The sequence below is a fragment of the Kluyvera fluvialis genome (assembly GCF_059725275.1).
This window is the reverse complement of the sequence record NZ_AP046142.1, coordinates 911,140-925,796: the sequence shown is the minus strand read 5'-3', so window position 1 is coordinate 925,796 and position 14,657 is coordinate 911,140. Positions and strand designations below refer to the sequence as shown.

Annotated in this window: 15 protein-coding genes and 1 pseudogene; 5 read left to right on the top strand and 11 right to left on the bottom strand. The window is 53.9% G+C overall.

Going from position 1 to position 14,657, the window contains the following annotated elements; all coding sequences use genetic code 11:
• Window positions 1–71: 71 nt before the first annotated feature.
• The 3 genes from recJ to xerD are packed head-to-tail and all read right to left on the bottom strand — an operon-like array spanning window position 72 to window position 3,443.
• Window positions 72–1,805 carry a single-stranded-DNA-specific exonuclease RecJ gene (gene recJ / locus AC6I4B_RS04485; RefSeq protein ID WP_497769924.1) on the bottom strand — a complete coding sequence of 578 codons (1,734 nt, stop codon included), beginning with the start codon at window positions 1,803–1,805 and terminating at the stop codon, window positions 72–74.
• 5 nt (window positions 1,806–1,810) lie between these two features.
• Entirely contained in the window at window positions 1,811–2,524 is a 714-nt protein-coding gene (dsbC, locus tag AC6I4B_RS04480; RefSeq protein ID WP_497769922.1) for a bifunctional protein-disulfide isomerase/oxidoreductase DsbC, read from the bottom strand.
• A gap of 22 nt (window positions 2,525–2,546) precedes the next feature.
• Window positions 2,547–3,443: a site-specific tyrosine recombinase XerD gene (gene xerD / locus AC6I4B_RS04475; RefSeq protein WP_497769921.1), complete on the bottom strand. Its 897-nt coding sequence runs from the start codon at window positions 3,441–3,443 to the stop codon at window positions 2,547–2,549.
• A 102-nt stretch (window positions 3,444–3,545) separates the two neighbouring features.
• On the opposite strand from xerD, the gene fldB reads away from it, so the two are divergent.
• A complete protein-coding gene (gene fldB, locus AC6I4B_RS04470; protein WP_497769919.1) occupies window positions 3,546–4,067 on the top strand; it encodes a flavodoxin FldB in 522 nt (173 codons plus the stop codon).
• Here the strand turns inward: fldB and AC6I4B_RS04465 are convergent.
• Window positions 4,064–4,480 carry a protein YgfX gene (locus AC6I4B_RS04465; RefSeq protein WP_497769918.1) on the bottom strand — a complete coding sequence of 139 codons (417 nt, stop codon included), beginning with the start codon at window positions 4,478–4,480 and terminating at the stop codon, window positions 4,064–4,066. The genes fldB and AC6I4B_RS04465 overlap by 4 nt on opposite strands.
• The gene (gene sdhE, locus AC6I4B_RS04460; RefSeq protein WP_497769916.1) at window positions 4,461–4,727 is read right to left on the bottom strand and encodes an FAD assembly factor SdhE; all 267 of its coding nucleotides are present in this window, start codon (window positions 4,725–4,727) and stop codon (window positions 4,461–4,463) included. The genes AC6I4B_RS04465 and sdhE overlap by 20 nt, the downstream gene beginning before the upstream one ends.
• 243 nt (window positions 4,728–4,970) lie before the next feature.
• Here sdhE and ygfZ point away from each other — a divergent pair, with 243 nt between their 5' ends.
• Window positions 4,971–5,951, top strand: a complete 981-nt coding sequence (ygfZ, locus tag AC6I4B_RS04455; protein WP_497769915.1) for a tRNA-modifying protein YgfZ — start codon at window positions 4,971–4,973, stop codon at window positions 5,949–5,951.
• A gap of 44 nt (window positions 5,952–5,995) precedes the next feature.
• Here ygfZ and trhA read toward each other — a convergent pair whose 3' ends face one another.
• Window positions 5,996–6,655 carry a PAQR family membrane homeostasis protein TrhA gene (gene trhA, locus AC6I4B_RS04450; protein WP_497769913.1) on the bottom strand — a complete coding sequence of 220 codons (660 nt, stop codon included), beginning with the start codon at window positions 6,653–6,655 and terminating at the stop codon, window positions 5,996–5,998.
• A 159-nt stretch (window positions 6,656–6,814) separates the two neighbouring features.
• A complete protein-coding gene (yqfB, locus tag AC6I4B_RS04445; RefSeq protein WP_497769911.1) occupies window positions 6,815–7,129 on the bottom strand; it encodes a N(4)-acetylcytidine aminohydrolase in 315 nt (104 codons plus the stop codon).
• Between the two features lie 46 nt (window positions 7,130–7,175).
• Between yqfB and AC6I4B_RS04440 the strand changes: the two genes are divergently transcribed.
• The 3 genes from AC6I4B_RS04440 (at window position 7,176) to AC6I4B_RS04430 (ending at window position 9,701) form a co-directional block, all read left to right on the top strand.
• Window positions 7,176–7,910 carry a MurR/RpiR family transcriptional regulator gene (locus AC6I4B_RS04440; protein WP_497769910.1) on the top strand — a complete coding sequence of 245 codons (735 nt, stop codon included), beginning with the start codon at window positions 7,176–7,178 and terminating at the stop codon, window positions 7,908–7,910.
• 119 nt (window positions 7,911–8,029) lie between these two features.
• Window positions 8,030–9,463: a 6-phospho-beta-glucosidase BglA gene (gene bglA, locus AC6I4B_RS04435; protein WP_497769908.1), complete on the top strand. Its 1,434-nt coding sequence runs from the start codon at window positions 8,030–8,032 to the stop codon at window positions 9,461–9,463.
• A 91-nt stretch (window positions 9,464–9,554) separates the two neighbouring features.
• Window positions 9,555–9,701, top strand: a complete 147-nt coding sequence (locus AC6I4B_RS04430; protein WP_497769907.1) for a hypothetical protein — start codon at window positions 9,555–9,557, stop codon at window positions 9,699–9,701.
• 80 nt (window positions 9,702–9,781) lie between these two features.
• Here the strand turns inward: AC6I4B_RS04430 and AC6I4B_RS04425 are convergent.
• The 4 genes and pseudogenes from AC6I4B_RS04425 to gcvT all read right to left on the bottom strand — a co-directional run.
• A pseudogene (locus tag AC6I4B_RS04425) lies at window positions 9,782–9,910 on the bottom strand (hypothetical protein); the annotation flags it as partial.
• Between the two features lie 82 nt (window positions 9,911–9,992).
• Window positions 9,993–12,866, bottom strand: coding sequence for an aminomethyl-transferring glycine dehydrogenase (gcvP, locus tag AC6I4B_RS04420; protein ID WP_497769906.1), 2,874 nt, complete (start codon window positions 12,864–12,866; stop codon window positions 9,993–9,995).
• 164 nt (window positions 12,867–13,030) lie between these two features.
• The gene (gene gcvH / locus AC6I4B_RS04415; RefSeq protein WP_497769904.1) at window positions 13,031–13,420 is read right to left on the bottom strand and encodes a glycine cleavage system protein GcvH; all 390 of its coding nucleotides are present in this window, start codon (window positions 13,418–13,420) and stop codon (window positions 13,031–13,033) included.
• Between the two features lie 27 nt (window positions 13,421–13,447).
• Entirely contained in the window at window positions 13,448–14,542 is a 1,095-nt protein-coding gene (gene gcvT / locus AC6I4B_RS04410) for a glycine cleavage system aminomethyltransferase GcvT (RefSeq protein WP_497771934.1), read from the bottom strand.
• Between the last annotated feature and the right edge of the window lie 115 nt (window positions 14,543–14,657).

Genomic DNA, 14,657 nt, shown 5'->3' with positions numbered 1-14,657 from the left:
GGACGAGAAAAATGCGGTTATAAGAGCGGAATCTTAGCGGATTCCCGCTCTTAATTACAGCCTAAGCAACGCTAAATCGGCCAGAGATTCTCGATGATAAGCTGTAAGCTACGGTTGCCACGATATTCGTTGATGTCCAGCCGGTATGCCAGCGTCACTTCACGCACGCCGTTATCCGGCCAATAGCTCGTGTCAACATTGAAGGCGATACCGTCCAGCAACGGCCCGCCGCCAACCGGTTCAACCATCACTTTCAGGTGGCGTTCACCCACCAGGCGCTGTTGTAACAGCCGAAAACGCCCGTCAAACAACGGCTCAGGGAACATTTGCCCCCACGGCCCAGCCTCGCGCAACATCTGCGCCATCTCTAGCGTCATCTCCTGCGGGCTAAGTTCGCCATCAGAGAGAATTTCCCCCTGCAACAGGGCGGGATCGAGCAATTCGCTGACTAATTCGCCAAAGTAGCGCTGGAACTCCTCAAAGCGCGACTCTTCTAACGATAACCCCGCCGCCATGGCATGACCACCGAATTTCAACATCAAACCCGGATGCAGCGTGTCCAGGCGCTCCAGCGCATCGCGCATATGCAGCCCCTGAATCGAGCGCCCCGAGCCTTTCAGTTGGCCGTTACCGGCTGGGGCAAACGCAATAACCGGGCGGTGGAATCGCTCTTTAATTCGCGAAGCCAAAATGCCCACCACGCCCTGATGCCACTCGGGGTGATACATCGCCAGCCCGCCGGGCAACTCGGCGCGGCTGCGCTCCAGTTGCTCGCACAGCGTTAGCGCCTCGGCCTGCATCCCTTGCTCAATTTCTTTACGCGTCTGGTTTAACGCATCCAGTTCATTTGCCAGCACACGTGCTTCACCGATGTTATCGCACAGCAGTAGCGCCACGCCGACCGACATATCGTCCAGCCGACCGGCAGCATTCAGCCGTGGCCCTATGGCAAAACCCAGATCGCTGGCGACCAGCTTTGAGGCATCGCGGTTAGCAATTTCCAGCAGCGCTTTAATCCCCGGGCGGCAAACGCCTGCCCGAATACGGCTTAAACCCTGCCAGGTGAGAATGCGGTTGTTGGCATCCAGCGGTACGACGTCAGCCACCGTGCCCAGCGCCACTAAGTCGAGGTATTCGACAATTTTCGGCACAGTAATGCCGCGCGCCTCAAACCAGCCCTGAGCCTTCAGATGGTTGCACAGCACCAGCATCAGGTAAAACGCCACCCCGACGCCCGCCAGTGATTTCGACGGGAACGGGCAGTCAACGAGATTCGGGTTAACCATCGCGTCGGCATCCGGCAGCGTTTCGCCCGGCAGGTGGTGATCGGTAACCAGCACGCTGATCCCGAGAGCATGTGCATGATCGACCCCGGCGTGGGACGAGATCCCGTTATCGACCGTCATGATCATCTGCGCGCCGCGAGCGTGGGCTTGATCGACCACCTCAGGGCTAAGCCCGTAACCATCTTCAAAACGGTTAGGCACGAGGTATTCTACATTGCGACAGCCCATCGCGCGCAGTGCCAGCACGCTCAGCGCGGTACTGGTCGCGCCGTCGGCGTCAAAATCGCCCACCACCATAATGCGCAGATTGTTTTCAAACGCGTGGTGTAGCATTTCGACAGCTTTTTCGACACCTGTCAGCGAACGCCAGTGCAACATGCCTTTCAGGCCGCGCTCCAGATCGTCCGCCGTTTTTACCCCACGGCTGGCGTATAACCGGCGCAGCAGCGGCGATAGCTCGGCGGGTAGCTCAATTGAATCATCCACCTCACGGCGGCGAAGTTGGGTCTGTTGTTTCACGCGAATTATTTACCGCTGGTCTGTTTTTTATGTTCGTCGAGGAAGGCTTTCATCTCTTGCGGCCCCTGATATCCCGGAACGAGATAACCGTCATCGAGAACGATAGCCGGTGTACCGGTCACGCCAAACTGCACGCCCAACGCGTAGTGGTTGGTGATATCAATGTCGCAACTTGCGGCCTGTACGCCTTTGCCCGCCATTGCGTCATCAAAGGCTTTGTTACGGTCTTTCGCACACCAGATAGATTTCATATCCTGCCCGGACTGGCTCTGGACACCCTGACGCGGGAAGGCCAGATAACGCACGGTTATCCCCAGCGCGTTGTAGTCTTTGATAGCTTCATGCAGCTTGTGGCAGTAGCCACAGGTGATGTCGGTAAAGACGGTGATCACATACTTTTCCTGCGGCGCTTTGTAGACAACCATCTCTTTTTCCAGCGCTTTCAGGTGAGTCATCAGCAAACTATTGGTGACGTTAACCGGACGCGCGCCGCTGACATCGTACATTGGCCCCTGAATAATGTGTTTGCCGTCGTCGGTGACATACAGCACACCGCCGTTGGTCAGCACGGTTTTCATACCGGCAACCGGCGCAGGCTGAATATCGGTGCTTTCAACGCCCAGTTTCGTCAGGGATTGCTTGATGGCCGCATCGTCTGCGTGCGCCAGGCCGGAAAACGCCGCCGCCATCAGGGTAAACATCATTAAACCTTGTTTCATAAACTGTCCTTTTAAATCAGCATCATGCTCGTGGATGGTGCTGTTGATGAAGTTGTCGCAGGCGTTCTGTCGCCACGTGCGTATAGATTTGTGTCGTTGACAAATCGCTATGCCCTAACAGCATTTGCACCACGCGGAGATCCGCGCCATGGTTGAGCAAATGCGTCGCAAAGGCGTGCCGTAAAACATGCGGCGAAAGCTTTTCGCTATCAATACCCGCCAGTTGAGCATAATGCTTAATGCGATGCCAAAAAGTCTGTCGGGTCATTTGCTGAGCTCGCTGGCTAGGGAAAAGCACATCAATGGCCACACCGTTCAATAACCACGGCCGACCGTGTTCCAGCCAGTGCTCAACCCAGTAAACGGCCTCTTCTCCTAACGGAACGAGCCGCTCTTTATTCCCCTTACCGATCACCCGAACCACGCCTTGACGCAGGCTGATGTCACTCATCGTCAGGCCAACCAGTTCGGACACGCGCAAGCCGGTAGCATACAGCACTTCAAGCATAGCCTTATCGCGCAGCTCCAGCGGTTGATCCACCGTCGGAGCCTGAAGCAGACGTTCCACCTGCGCTTCACTGAGATCTTTCGGCAAGCGCTGAGGCAGCTTCGGCGAGGCCAGCAGCGCGCTGGGATCGTCCGGGCGAATTTTTTCACGGTACAGATGTTGGAAAAAACGGCGCATGGCGCTGAGCAAACGCGCGGAACTGGTCGCTTTATAGCCGCCCTGTTGGCGTTCGGCGAGTAAATTTTGCAGATCGTCGCTCTGTGCATTCTCAAGCGAAATGCCACGATGCGCCAGCCATTCAACCACCATAGTTAAATCCCGGCGATATGCGCTTAGGGTATTTTCCGCTAAATTTCGCTCCAGCCACAGCGCATCGAGAAACTGTTCGATTCGTGCAAGATCCTTATCCACATCGGCCCCTCTGCGTGTTAAATCAGCACCATTATGCCTGAATTGAACACCTTTCTGGTACACTAGCCGCATCGTCATCGTAAGAATCGAGAGCTGTTCGTCATGAATATTGGCCTTTTTTATGGTTCCAGCACCTGCTATACCGAGATGGCTGCGGAGAAAATTCGCGATATTATCGGCCCGGAACTGGTCACGTTACACAACCTGAAAGATGATTCCCCGGCGTTAATGGAGCAATACGATGTGCTCATTCTGGGCATTCCGACCTGGGATTTCGGTGAAATTCAGGAAGATTGGGAAGCGGTTTGGGAACAGCTGGATACGCTGAATCTGGAAGGTAAAATCGTCGCGCTGTACGGCATGGGCGACCAGTTAGGCTACGGCGAGTGGTTCCTGGATGCACTGGGCATGTTGCATGACAAGCTGGCGACTAAAGGCGTGAATTTTGTCGGCTACTGGCCTACCGAAGGGTATGAGTTCACCAGCCCGAAACCGGTTATTGCCGACGGACAGCTTTTTGTCGGCCTCGCGCTGGATGAAACAAATCAGTACGATCTGAGCGACGAACGCATTCAGACGTGGTGCGAGCAAATTCTCGGCGAAATGGCCGAACGCTTCTCCTAACGCTTGCTCGGCGCGCACTGTTGCAGGATTATCCGCCGCAGGTCGCGCCACTCTTCGGCATTCATGCTATCGGCAGCCAACCACAGATGCCGACGACGGCCTCCACCTGGGGGGCGTATCCGTAACATCATTCCTGAATTGAGCATCCACGGCATCCCAAGAAGCTCCCACTCCCGGTTATGCCAGCGCAGACGCGAATCCATCAACAGTTTGATTTCCCCCTGGTGTGAGTGAATACGCCGCTGGCTGCGCACGCAGTCAAACACCACCAAAGACAATAACAACAGCCACAATGGGGTATAGCTCAACGGCCACGGCATCAGCAGCACGAAGGCCGCTACCAAGCCGTGGAGCAATAAAGAGAGCCACTGTGAGCGCCAGGAGACGCGTAAATCAGATTGCCACAGGACCACGTTCCCGATTCCGTGTTTGAATAAGTTGCACCATACGCTGGAGGTTGGCATCAGCGGGTTTACCGTGGTTCATCAGCCAATTGAATAAGTCTGGGTCATCACACTCCAGCAACCGAATGAATATCGCCTTGTCTTCATCGCTTAACGTGTCGTACTCATGCTCAAAGAACGGCATGATGGAAATATCGAGTTCACGCATACCGCGGCGGCATGCCCAGTGGATACGAGATTTATTATTGATGTCCATAATTTCCTTCCAGCATTACGTTGTGGTTAGTTTAACGTGTTTTTTGCAGTTACTTTACTGGAATCTCACGTTTCGCGCGCCATATTCAGAAATAAACTATGGAAAATGAAAGGGATTCAATTTTTTTCGTACCGCCTCGCAGAACGCGCGAACGGCACAAAACGGCCATCGAAACCGCTTGCAATGGTGGGCATCTCTTTTACCATGAGTAACAAATTGCGTTATTCAATTCAGGACACCAATATGGCTTTTACTCCTTTTCCTCCACGCCAGCCTAGTGCTTCCGCACGTTTACCGCTGACGTTAATGACACTTGATGATTGGGCGCTGGCGACCATTTCTGGTGCCGATAGCGAAAAGTACCTGCAAGGCCAGGTCACTGCCGACGTGGCGCAGTTGGACGAACACCAACATCTGTTAGTCGCCCACTGTGATGCCAAAGGCAAAATGTGGAGCAACCTGCGCTTGTTCCATCGCCAGGATGGGTTTGCCTGGATTGAACGCCGCAGCGTGCGTGAAGCACAGCTTACGCAGCTCAAAAAATACGCGGTCTTTTCGAAAGTGACTATCGCCGCCAACGACGATTTAGTGCTGCTGGGCGTTGCCGGTTTTCAGGCGCGTGCCGCGCTGGCAAACCTGTTTGCCGAGCTGCCAAACGCAAACCAACCGTGTGTACAAGACGGCGAAACCTCTCTGCTGTGGTTTGCTTATCCAGATGAACGTTTCCTGTTAGTGACGGATATCGCAACCGCAGAACGCATCACCGATGCCCTGCGCGGTGAAGCGCAGCTCAACAACAGCCAACAATGGCTGGCGCTGGATATTGAAGCGGGCCTGCCGGTGATTGACGAGGTGAACAGCGCGCAGTTTATTCCACAGGCCACCAATCTACAGGCGCTGGGCGGTATCAGTTTCAAAAAAGGCTGCTACACCGGACAGGAAATGGTGGCTCGCGCTAAATTCCGTGGTGCAAACAAACGCGCGCTGTGGACGTTAGTCGGTAACGCCAGCCGTGTGCCAGATGCCGGGGAAGACCTCGAACTGCAAATGGGTGACAACTGGCGTCGTACCGGCACGGTATTAGCGGCGGCGCAATTAGACGATGGGCAGTTGTTGGTGCAGGTGGTAATGAACAACGATATGGAAGCCGACAGCGTGTTCCGTGTGCGCGACGATGCCAACACTCTGCGCATCAAACCATTGCCATATTCGCTGGAAGAATAATCGATCGCTGCCGGATGGCGGTCTGCGCCATCCGGTAAAAAAACTTACGCCTGGCCGATGTACAGATAAATCGCCAGGAAGTGACAGGCGCTACCGCCCAGTACGAATGCATGCCAGATAGCATGGTTATACGGAATGCGCTTACAGACGTAGAAAATGACCCCCAGCGAATAGACCACACCGCCTACCGCCAGTAGCGTAACACCGCCAATCGCCAGCTTTACCGCCAATTGATAGACCACAATCAGCGACAGCCACCCCATCGTTAAATAGGTCACCAACGACAGCACTTTAAAACGGTGGGCGATAGTCAGCTTGAACAAAATCCCCAGCAACGCCAGGCTCCAGATAACAATCATCAGCCCGCGCGCAAGCGGAGAATCCAGCCCCACCAGCAAGAACGGCGTGTAGGTTCCGGCAATCAATAGATAAATTGCACAGTGGTCGAATTTTTTCAGCCACACTTTGGCGCGCTGAGAAGGGATCGCGTGGTACAACGTTGAGGCTAAAAACAGCAGAATCATACTGCCGCCATACAGGCTGTAGCTGGTGATAGCCGTCGCACTGGCATTGGTATCCACTGCCTGAACCAGCAGCATGACCAACCCGACGATGCCTAACACAAAGCCGACACCATGACTGATGCTATTGGCAATTTCCTCTGCCAGAGAGTATCCCTGCTGAATAAGTGGTTTTCTATCCATTACGCGCTCCGGGCGAACGACAAAATCATGCGAACGCCCTAGCGTAACTGAGAATGATTCCAGTGAACACCTGTTAGCTAAAATAAAAAGATGATTTTTTATAAATCCATAAAAATCATAAAGTTAACAAAAATATTCACCTAACAGGTGTACCTGTTTTTATTTAACGCATTTAAATTCAATGACATAAAAGGTGTTTTCACCAGGATAGATTTCGCTAATCACCTGTTTTAGCTCAGGTAGCGTCATATTTTCCTGCTTCGCATGTTGCTCAGTGAGCGTATCCAGCGTCACGGTCGAAGTCGCCTGTACGACAATCGTGCAAAAATAGCCATCGTCTTCATAGCGCCCTACCCGCAGAACATCCCCAACCTTAAAGTGCGACTCCGCCGCATCACGCAGGGTAATCGTTTTGCGCCCCGCGAGGATGTCGTCCTGGAAACGCTGAAAAAAAGTGATGTCATTAGGTTGCATGATATTATTCCCTTTAGGTCATTAAATTTTACGAGTATCCGCCACCGTGAGCCTTTTCTCCCACGCCGTTATTGCCAGCCTCAATAATCTTGAGATGATGGTCTATCACTACGTCATCAAAAACCGTGACACCGTGATGTACATGACCATTCGTGAACTGGCCGATGCAGCGGGCGTCTCCACCACGACGGTGATGCGTTTTTGCCGCAAACTGAACTGCGAAGGCTACTCGGAGTTTCGGGTGCGCTTCAAATTATATTTAGAGCAGGATGAGCCGCAACAAGCGAATTTTGGCGCAAGCGAAATTATCAGCTTCTTCAAAGGCGTCAACAATGACGAGTTTGATAAACTACTGGATGCCGCCGTCGATATTATTCTGTCCTCAGAGCGTATTATTTTTGTCGGAGCGGGCACGTCAGGTTCACTGGCAAAATATGGTGCACGCTTTTTCTCTAATATTGGTAAATTCAGTAACCATATTGATGACCCTTATTTCCCAGTGACTAACGACATGGCCAAAAACGCGTTAGCCATCGTGCTTTCGGTCTCTGGCGAAACTGAAGAGATCCTGCGCTTTGCCAGCCAATTCAGCCTTCACCACTGCAAAGTGCTGTCGATAACTAGCCATGAGCATTCACGGCTGGCGAAACTTGCCGACTTTAATCTCTCCTGGCATGTGCCACAAACGCGTATTGCTGGCGTTTATGACATTACCACGCAGATCCCTGTTATCTATATTCTGGAATCATTAGGCCGCAAACTGGCGAAGAAATTAGCATGAAAATACAGGGTGTTTTTTCGATGTAACATATACCCTGAGAGGGAATTTGTTATATCGTGACATTTATTATTGCTTTGTTAGACTCGGATTTATTAAACCAATCTACGAGCACAGTAAAAATGAAAAAACTGACCTTACCGAAAGATTTTTTATGGGGTGGCGCGGTTGCTGCGCACCAGGTTGAAGGAGGCTGGAATAAAGGCGGCAAAGGCCCCAGCATTTGCGATGTCCTCACCGGCGGTGCACACGGCGTACCGCGTGAAATTACCCAACACGTCGAGCCGGACAAATACTACCCAAACCACGAAGCCATCGACTTCCACGGCCACTATAAAGAAGACATCAAGCTATTTGCCGAGATGGGCTTCAAATGCTTCCGCACTTCGATTGCCTGGACCCGCATTTTCCCGAAAGGCGACGAAACCCAGCCAAATGAAGAAGGGCTGAAGTTCTACGACGATATGTTCGATGAATTGCTGAAATACAACATCGAGCCGGTTATCACCCTCTCCCATTTCGAAATGCCGCTGCACCTGGTACAGCAATATGGCGGCTGGACTAACCGCAAAGTGGTTGATTTCTTTGTACGCTTTGCCGAAGTCGTTTTCGAGCGTTACAAGCACAAGGTCAAATACTGGATGACCTTCAATGAGATCAACAACCAGCGCAACTGGCGCGCACCGCTGTTCGGCTACTGCTGTTCTGGCGTGGTTTATACCGAGCATGAAAATCCGGAAGAAACCATGTACCAGGTGCTGCATCACCAGTTCGTCGCCAGTGCGTTGGCGGTGAAAGCGGCTCGCCGCATTAATCCAGAAATGAAAGTCGGCTGCATGTTGGCCATGGTGGCGTTGTATCCGTTCTCCTGCAAACCGGAAGATGTGATGTTTGCTCAGGAATCCATGCGCGAACGCTATGTCTTTACCGACGTGCAACTGCGCGGCTACTACCCAAGTTATGTGCTGAATGAATGGGAACGTCGCGGTTTCAACATCAAGATGGAAGCCGACGATGCGGCAACTCTGCGCGAAGGCACTTGTGATTACCTCGGTTTCAGCTACTACATGACCAATGCGGTGAAAGCCGAAGGCGGCAGCGGCGACGCTATCTCCGGTTTTGAAGGCAGCGTACCGAACCCGCACGTTAAAGCGTCTGACTGGGGCTGGCAGATTGACCCAGTGGGCCTGCGCTATTCACTTTGCGAATTGTATGAGCGTTATCAGAAGCCACTGTTTATCGTTGAAAACGGTTTTGGCGCTTACGACAAAGTGGAAGACGATGGCAGCATTAACGATGATTACCGCATCGATTATCTGCGCGCACACGTTGAAGAGATGATGAAAGCCGTCACCTACGATGGCGTTGACCTGATGGGCTACACGCCGTGGGGCTGCATCGACTGCGTCTCCTTTACCACCGGACAGTACAGCAAACGCTACGGCTTTATCTACGTCAACAAACATGACGATGGCACTGGCGACATGTCCCGCTCGCGCAAGAAAAGTTTTAACTGGTACAAAGAAGTGATCGCCAGCAACGGCGAGAAGCTGTAAGCCAATGCCTTATCCGTCCTACAAACCAGCGCCATGCAAAATGCTGGCGTACAACCCCTCGTAGGCCTGATAAGCGCAGCGCCATCAGGCATTGCGCCGAACTCTGCCGGATGGCGGCATAAACGCCTTATCCGGCCTACAAACCAGCGCCACGCAAAATAGTGGCGTACAAACCCGCGTAGACCTGATAAGCACAGCGCCATCAGGCATTGCGCCCGAATGCCGGATGGCGGCGTAAACGCCTTATCCGGCCTACAAACCAGCGCCATGCAAAATGGTGGCGAACAAGCCCGCGTAGGCCTGATAAGCACAGCGCCATCAGGCATTGCGCCGAACTCTGCCGGATGGCGGCGTAAACGCCTTATCCGGCCTACAAACCAGCGCCATGCAAAATGGTGGCGAACAAGCCCGCGTAGGCCTGATAAGCACAGCGCCATCAGGCAATAGCGGCGACCACGCCGTGCACATCCGCTTCTCCCAAAAAAATAAAGACGCCGTAGCGTCTTTATAAAGTAGTGCCCGTTGAGCGTTACTGGTATTCGCTCATCGGAACGCACGAGCAGAACAGGTTACGATCGCCATAAACATCATCCAGACGTTTCACCGTCGGCCAATATTTATTCGCTACGCCCGCCGGGAATACCGCAACTTCACGGCTATAACCGTGGTTCCACTCCGCCACCAGCTCATTTTGCGTGTGCGGCGAGTTCACCAGCGGGTTATCTTCCAGCGTCCACTCGCCCGCTTTTACACGGTCGATTTCGCTGCGAATCGCCAGCATGGCATCAATAAAGCGATCCAACTCGGCTTTGCTTTCTGATTCAGTCGGCTCCACCATCAGCGTGCCCGCTACAGGGAAGGACATGGTCGGCGCGTGGAAACCGTAGTCAATCAGGCGCTTAGCAATATCCAGCTCGCTAATCCCTGTCTCTTCTTTCAGTGGGCGAATATCAAGAATACATTCGTGCGCCACATGACCATCGCGGCCGGTATACAGCACCGGATAAGCCTCTTTCAGGCGGCTGGCAATATAGTTGGCGTTCAAAATCGCCACCTGGCTCGCCTGTTTTAAGCCTTCCGCGCCCATCATGCGGATGTACATCCAACTGATAGGCAGGATAGACGCGCTGCCGAACGGTGCGGCAGAAACCGCGCCCTGACGGGTCAACATGCCTTCAATGTGTACCACGCTGTGCCCTGGAACAAACGGAGCCAGATGCGCTTTAACCCCAATCGGCCCCATGCCCGGGCCGCCGCCGCCGTGTGGGATGCAGAAGGTTTTGTGCAGGTTCAGGTGCGAGACATCCGCGCCAATAAAGCCAGGTGAAGTGATGCCGACCTGCGCATTCATGTTTGCGCCGTCGAGATACACCTGACCGCCAAACTGGTGGACGATTTCGCACACTTCACGGATCGTCTCTTCATACACGCCGTGAGTAGATGGGTAGGTCACCATAATGCAGGAGAGGTTTGCGGAGTGCTGTTCAGCCTTCGCGCGCAGATCCGCCAGATCGATATTGCCGTTTTTGTCACATGCCACCACGACCACCTGCATCCCCGCCATTTGTGCGGATGCTGGGTTAGTACCGTGAGCAGAGCTTGGGATCAGGCAGATATCACGGTGTCCGTCGTTACGGCTTTCGTGATAGTGACGAATCGCCAGCAGGCCGGCATACTCGCCCTGTGCGCCAGAATTTGGCTGCATACACAGTGCGTCGTAACCGGTTAATTTCACCAGCCATTCGGAAAGCTGGCCGATCATCTGATGATAACCTTCGGCCTGCTCAACGGGGCAGAACGGGTGCAGTTCTGCAAATTCCGGCCAGGTGATCGGGATCATTTCCGCTGCCGCGTTGAGTTTCATGGTGCACGAACCTAGCGGGATCATCGCCTGATTCAGCGCCAGATCTTTACGCTCCAGAGAGTGCATGTAGCGCATCATCTCGGTTTCGCTATGGTAACGGTTAAATACCGGATGGCTGAGGATCGCGTCATCACGCAGCATCGCCGCCGGGATCGCGCGGCTATCGAGCGCCACGTCTTTGTCCAGCGCGTCGATGTCCAGGCCGTGGTTATCGCCCAGAATCACGCTAAACAGGTTCAATACATCTTCACGAGTGGTCGTTTCGTTCAGCGTAATCCCCACGGCGTTGAGAATATCGCTGCGCAGGTTGATTTCTGCGGCCTGCGCGCGCGCCAGCACAGCGGCTTTGTCAGCCACTTCAACGCACAGAGTGTCGAAGTAGTGCGCATAACGCAGTTTCTGGCCTTTTTGCTGTAAACCAGCAGCCAGAATATCGGTCAGACGGTGAATGCGGTTCGCAATACGTTTCAGGCCAACCGGGCCGTGATACACCGCGTACAGGCTGGCGATATTCGCCAACAGCACCTGCGAAGTACAAATGTTGGAGTTCGCTTTCTCACGGCGGATATGCTGCTCGCGAGTTTGCATCGCCATGCGCAGCGCAGTATTGCCCGCTGCATCTTTCGATACGCCGATAATACGGCCTGGCATCGCGCGTTTGAATTCATCTTTTGCGGCGAAGAAGGCCGCGTGTGGGCCACCGTAGCCCATCGGTACGCCAAAACGCTGGGCAGAACCAAAGACCACATCCGCGCCCTGTTTGCCCGGTGCAGTTAACAGCACCAGCGCCATAAAGTCAGCGGCGACGCTAACGATAATTTTGCGTGATTTCAGCTCAGCAATCAGTTTGCTGTAGTCGTGAACTTCACCGGTCGTACCCACCTGCTGCAACAGCACGCCGAAAACATCCTGATGATCCAGCGCTTTGTCAGCGTCGTCCACAATCACTTCAAAACCAAAGGTTTCCGCGCGGGTACGCACCACATCCAGCGTTTGCGGATGCACATCGGCGGCAACGAAGAAGCGGTTTGCGCCTTTCAGTTTGCTAACGCGCTTAGCCATCGCCATCGCTTCGGCTGCGGCAGTGGCTTCATCCAGCAGTGAGGCCGAAGCCATGTCGAGGCCGGTAAGATCCAGCGTCACCTGTTGGAAGTTAAGCAGTGCTTCCAGGCGCCCTTGCGACACTTCTGGCTGATACGGGGTGTAAGCGGTATACCAGCCCGGATTTTCCAGCATGTTGCGCAGGATAACCGGCGGTAACTGCACTGGGGCATAACCCATGCCAATGTAAGACTTAAAGCGCTTGTTGCGGCTGGCAATCGCCTTCAGCTCCGCCAGCGCGGCGAATTCTGTGGTGGCGTCGCCTACCTGCGGCGGCGTAGCAAGCTGGATATCTTTCGGCACAATTTGCCCGATCAGGGCGTTTAATGAATCCGCGCCTACGGTTTTGAGCATCTCTTGTTGCTGCTGAGCATCCGGCCCGATGTGACGTTCAATAAACGCGCCACGGTTTTCAAGCTGGCTTAAAGTCTGTGTCATGAGCGATGGTTCCTGAAACGTGCGGTGAATCGTAATTATCTGCCCGGTTGGCCCGATGGCGCTGGCCAACCTGTTTTTGTAGGACGGATAAGGCAACGCCGCCATCCGGCATCCTGCGCCTCTCGTCTGATGGCGCTACACTTATCCGGCCTACAGGCACTGCATTATTCGTCTTCGAGTAGCGCTTCGTATGCCGTTGCGTCCAGCAGGGCGGCAACTTCCGCTTCGTCGCTGGCCTTGATTTTAAAAATCCAGCCGCCCGCGTACGGTTCGCTGTTCACCAGCTCCGGCGAGTCGCCCAGCGCTTCGTTCACCGCGACGATTTCGCCGCTGATTGGCGCGTAGATATCGGAAGCTGCTTTTACGGACTCTGCTACAGCACAGTCATCGCCCGCGCTCACTGTTGCGCCCACTTCTGGCAGGTCAACAAACACCATGTCGCCCAGTAATTCCTGCGCATGTTCGGTGATCCCTACGCCGTAGCTGCCGTCGGCTTCTTTACGCAGCCATTCGTGTTCTTTGCTGTATTTCAGTTCTGCTGGTACGTTGCTCATCAATAAAATCTCCAGAATAAGAATGGGTTACGCTACGGCTTTGCCGTTTCGTACAAAAATAGGTTTAGTGACTTTTACCGGCATTTCGCGGTTACGGATTTGCACAATGGCGGTTTCGCCAATGCCCGCCGGAACACGAGCCAGAGCAATACTGTGGCCTAATGTTGGGGAAAATGTCCCGCTGGTGATCACACCTTCGCGCGCGTTGCCATTCGCATCAGTGAAACGCACCGGCAGCTCACCGCGCAGTACACCTTTTTCGGTCATCACCAGGCCTACCAGTTGGTCAGTGCCTTTCTCGCGCTCCAGTTCCAGCACGTCGCGACCAATAAAGTTGCGGTCTGCCGGTTCCCAGGCAATCGTCCAGCCCATATTGGCGGCCAGCGGAGAGATGCCTTCATCCATTTCCTGCCCGTATAGGTTCATTCCCGCTTCAAGGCGCAGCGTATCGCGCGCGCCCAGACCACAAGGTTTAACGCCCGCCTGCACCAGCGCTTGCCAGAAATCTGCTGCCTGTTCTTTTGGCAGCGCAATTTCATAACCCGCTTCACCGGTGTAACCGGTGGTCGCAATAAAGAAGTCACCCGCCTGGACGCCGAAGAACGGTTTCATACCTTCGACTGCGTGGCGCTGCTCATCGCTAAACAGGCTGGTGGCTTTTGCCTGAGCATTCGGCCCCTGCACGGCAATCAGCGACAGGTCATCACGTACGGTGATGTCGATGGCATAAGGTTCAGCGTGTTGGGTAATCCAGGAGAGGTCTTTTTCGCGAGTGGCGGAGTTTACAACGAGGCGGAAATAATCTTCGGTGAGGTAATAAACGATCAGGTCATCGATAACGCCACCTGATGCATTGAGCATACCGCTATACAGCGCTTTGCCCGGCTTGGTGAGCTTGGCGACGTCATTCGCCAACAGGTAGCGCAGAAATTCTCGCGTCCGGCTACCGTGGAGATCGACGATGGTCATATGCGACACATCGAACATTCCGGCGTCGGTGCGCACCGCGTGGTGCTCATCAATCTGCGACCCATAGTGCAGCGGCATCATCCAGCCGTGGAAATCTACCATTCGCGCGCCACATAGCACGTGCTGGTCATACAAAGGCGTTTGTTGAGCCATCATGTCCTCGTTGAATATCTCGCACTACAAAACAGAATGCCGACGCCTGTTCAGGCATCGACGCAAACGTTCTCTTTTCCCTGAACTTACCACCGAACCCAGCGCTAAACCATCA